Source organism: Streptomyces sp. CNQ085, from assembly GCF_022614595.1.
GTDB lineage: Bacteria > Actinomycetota > Actinomycetes > Streptomycetales > Streptomycetaceae > Streptomyces.
This window is the reverse complement of the sequence record NZ_JAJFAU010000197.1, coordinates 3,968-7,010: the sequence shown is the minus strand read 5'-3', so window position 1 is coordinate 7,010 and position 3,043 is coordinate 3,968. Positions and strand designations below refer to the sequence as shown.

Annotated in this window: 1 protein-coding gene and 1 pseudogene; both read left to right on the top strand. The window is 71.3% G+C overall.

The annotated features are described in order from the left end of the window. The coding region (locus LJ221_RS22420) for an ROK family protein (protein ID WP_241718529.1) at positions 1-390 on the top strand (390 nt) is incomplete at its 5' end. 471 nt (positions 391-861) lie between these two features. Further along, positions 862-3,043, top strand: a pseudogene (gene ppdK / locus LJ221_RS22415) (pyruvate, phosphate dikinase); the annotation flags it as partial.

Genomic DNA, 3,043 nt, shown 5'->3' with positions numbered 1-3,043 from the left:
GGCCGGGCGCTGGCGGCGCGGCTCACCGGCTCCGGCATCCCGGCCGCCTCCGGCACCGGGGTGCGCGAGCTGCTGGCCGCCGGGCAGCCCGACGCGGTGCGGCTGGCCCGGGAGGCGGGGCGCCGGGTGGGGGAGGTGCTGGTCACCGTCGTCACGGTGCTCAACCCCGGAGTGCTGGTGATCGCGGGAGACCTGGCCGGCACCCCGTTCGCCACCGGGGTGCGCGAGCTGCTCTACCAGCGGGCGATGCCGCGCAGCACCGCTCATCTGACCGTGGCCACCTCCCTGCTGGGGGAGCGGGCGGGTCTGGTGGGGGCGGGGGCGATGGTCGTGGAGCACCTGTACGCGCCGGAGCGGGCCGACGCCCGGCTGGCTGCCATGGGGCGGTGAGGCCGGGGCGAGTAAGGGGTGGGCCGAGCGTGGCCAGAGGGCGCTCGTTCGAGCGGTTCGGCTCCCGTATGTGTCCAATGATTGAGACGGCGGGCCCGTTAGAAGGGTGATGCTCGCCACTCTGATAAGAGTGGCGCTCATATGAGCAATTAGAACGGCTCTGCGCTTCTTCAAGGAGTGGCACTCGGTGCCACCTCTCTTTCGTTCACCCGTCCGCCGCCCCGGTCGCTCCGGGTTGCGAAGAGGCCCGTTCAGCGCAACCGAACGTAGTCCCCGCTTCGAATATTGAATGAAGCGATCCACCGCACTTGAACAAGCCTTTACTTTCGATCCATCGGCGGATGAGCGGTTACGCCCCCATGGACTGCTGGTGGCCGTACTCGAAATCCTTCGATCTGGGTACGCTCCCCGCCGTCAGGGCAACCCTCCCCCGGCCTCCGCCGAGGGGATCCAGCGAGGAGCGCGATTCTCTTGCCGGAAAACCAAGAGCCTCACGTAACCCAGAAGTTCGTCTACGACTTCACCGAGGGCAACAGGGATCTCAAGGACCTCCTCGGAGGCAAGGGAGCCAACCTCGCGGAGATGACCAACCTCGGCCTCCCGGTCCCTCCCGGGTTCACCATCACCACCGAGGCGTGCAAGGTCTACCTCGACTCCGCCTCCGAGCCGCCGGCCCTCCGCGACGAGGTGAGCGAACACCTCGGCACCCTCGAGGAGGAGATGGGCAAGCGGCTCGGCCAGGCGGACGACCCCCTGCTGGTGTCCGTCCGCTCCGGCGCCAGGTTCTCCATGCCGGGGATGATGGACACCGTCCTGAACATCGGACTGTCCGATGCCTCCGTGGCCGGACTCGCCGCCCAGTCAGGGGACGAACGTTTCGCCTGGGACTCCTACCGACGCCTGATCCAGATGTTCGGCAAGACCGTCCTCGGCGTCGACGGCGATCTGTTCGAGGAGGCGCTGGAGGAGGCCAAGCGGGCCCGGAACGCCTCCACCGACATCGACCTGGACGCAGGCGACCTCAAGAGCCTCGTCGAGGAGTTCAAGGGCATCGTCTCGGAGCGGACCGGCCGCGACTTCCCGCAGGACCCGCGCGAGCAGATGGACCTCGCCATCCGCGCGGTCTTCGACTCCTGGAACGGCGAGCGCGCCAAGCTCTACCGCCGCCAGGAGCGCATACCCCACGACCTGGGAACGGCCGTCAACGTCTGCTCGATGGTCTTCGGCAACCTCGGCCCCGACTCCGGCACCGGCGTCGCCTTCACCCGCGACCCGGCCACCGGCCAGCAGGGCGTCTACGGCGACTACCTCGCCAACGCCCAGGGCGAGGACGTCGTCGCCGGCATCCGCAACACCGTGCCGCTGGCGGAGCTGGAGACGATCGACAAGAAGTCCTACGACGAGCTCATGCGGATCATGGAGACCCTGGAGAACCACTACCGGGACCTGTGCGACATCGAGTTCACCATCGAGCGCGGCAGGCTGTGGATGCTCCAGACCCGGGTGGGCAAGCGCACCGCCGCCGCGGCCTTCCGCATCGCCACCCAGCTCGCCGACCAGGGCCTGATCGACGAGGCCGAGGCGCTGCGCCGCGTCAACGGGGCCCAGCTCGCCCAGCTGATGTTCCCGCGCTTCGACGGGAGCCGGACCCGCGACGGCGCTGCCGAGCGGATCGGCCGGGGCGTCGCCGCCTCGCCCGGCGCCGCCGTGGGCGCGGCCGTCTTCGACTCCGCCACCGCCGTGGCCCGCGCCCGCGCCGGCGAGAAGGTCATCCTGGTGCGCCGCGAGACCAACCCCGACGACCTCGGCGGCATGATCGCGGCCGAGGGCATCCTCACCTCCCGCGGCGGCAAGACCTCGCACGCCGCCGTCGTCGCCCGCGGCATGGGCAAGACCTGTGTCTGCGGAGCCGAGGAGCTCCGGGTCGACCTCGAGCAGCGCCGTATGACCGCCCCCGGCGGCCTGGTCGTGGCCGAGGGCGACGTCATCTCCATCGACGGTTCCACCGGCAGCGTCTACCGCGGCGAGGTGCCCGTGGTGCCCTCCCCGGTCGTGGAGTACTTCGAGGGCCGCACCCGGCCCGACGCGCAGGCCGGTGAACTGGTCCGCGCCGTGCACCGGATCATGACCCTGGCCGACGGCGAGCGCCGCCTGCGGGTGCGGGCCAACGCCGACAACGCCGAGGACGCCGCCCGCGCCCGCCGCTTCGGCGCCCAGGGCATCGGTCTGTGCCGCACCGAGCACATGTTCCTCGGCGAGCGCCGCGAACTGGTCGAGCGCCTGGTCCTGGCCGAGACCGGCGAGGAGCGCGAGGCCGCGCTGGCCGCGCTGCTGCCGCTGCAGAGGGGCGACTTCACCGAGCTGTTCGAAGCCATGGACGGCCTGCCGGTGACGGTGCGGCTGCTGGACCCGCCGCTCCACGAGTTCCTGCCCGACCTCACCGAACTGTCGGTGCGGGTCGCTCTCGCCGAGGCCCGCGGCGAGGGCGACGGCGACGACCGGCGCCTGTTGCGGGCCGTCCGCCGGCTGCACGAGCAGAACCCGATGCTGGGCCTGCGCGGTGTGCGCCTGGGCCTGGTCATCCCCGGCCTGTTCACCATGCAGGTGGCGGCCATCGCCGAGGCCGCCGCCGACCGGGGGGGGGGGGGGGGGG